The sequence below is a fragment of the Winogradskya humida genome (genome assembly GCF_016862215.1).
In the GTDB taxonomy this organism is placed as follows: Bacteria; Actinomycetota; Actinomycetes; order Mycobacteriales; family Micromonosporaceae; genus Actinoplanes; species Actinoplanes humidus.
The window spans coordinates 1-995 of record NZ_BOMN01000180.1 but is presented as its reverse complement, the minus strand read 5'-3'; the positions used below and the strand labels follow the sequence as shown (position 1 = coordinate 995).

The window sequence follows — 995 nt, the reverse complement described above, 5'->3', positions numbered from 1 at the left end:
AGGGCGTGTTTCAGAAGTCGTGGTTAGAGCCACTCGCCGATGACCGCGATGGTCAGGGCGGTCTGGTAGCGCACGGCGAGTTTGTCGTAGCGGGTGGCGATGCCGCGGTGGCGTTTGAGGCGGTTAATACCGCACTCGACGGCGTGACGCTGTTTGTAGATCTCGGGGTCGAAGGCGGGTGGGCGGCCACCGTGTGAGCCTTTGGCCTTGCGGTGTTTGTCCTGGTCGGTCTTGCTGGGGATGCAGGCTTTGATGCCTCGCTCACGCAGGTGTCCGCGGTTGCTTTTTGAGGTGTAGGCCTTATCGGCCAGGACCCGGTCCGGGCGGGTGCGGGGTCGTCCTGCGCCCACTCGAGCGACCCGGATTTTGGCCAGGACTGCGATGAACTGAGGGCTGTCGCCACGCTGCCCCGCGGTCACGGTCATAGCCATGGCTTTCTGTCCTTGTTCGCAGGCCAGATGGGTTTTCGTGGTCAGCCCGCCCCGGGAACGGCCCAGGGCGTGGTCGGCGGGTTCTTCGTGGTGCAGGCCACCGGGTGGTTCTTTCTGCAGTTGACTGTCGCGGCGGGCGCCGGCGGCGTGCTGGTGGGCGCGGCTGGTCATCGAGTCGATGCTGATGTCCCAGTCGATACGCCCGGCCGCGTCTGCCAGGGTTTGCAGCGCGGCGAGGATCCGGTCCCAGGTGCCGTCGCGTTGCCAGCGGCGGAACAGGCCGTAGAGGGTGGGCCAGGGGGCGTACTCGGCGGGAACGTCGCGCCAGGGTGCACCGATCCGGATCCGCCACCGGATCCCGTCGATGAGCTGGCGTTTCTCCCATTTAGGCGGACGGCCTACGACCGACGCGGCAGGGACCAGCGGGGCAAGGGCCACCCACTGCGCGTCGGTAAGGTCGTGCCGCCTCGTCACCGCTAAGGTGTCCACGAGGTCTCCGGTTCTGGTGTTTCTTGGTCGATCCACCAATCAACCGGAGACCTCACTATTTATCGATGACCGCCA

The 995-nt window shown here is 66.0% G+C and carries 1 protein-coding gene; it reads right to left on the bottom strand.

The features are described from left to right. Positions 1-23: 23 nt before the first annotated feature. The gene (locus tag Ahu01nite_RS50065; RefSeq protein ID WP_203843847.1) at positions 24-920 is read right to left on the bottom strand and encodes an IS5 family transposase; all 897 of its coding nucleotides are present in this window, start codon (positions 918-920) and stop codon (positions 24-26) included. Between the last annotated feature and the right edge of the window lie 75 nt (positions 921-995).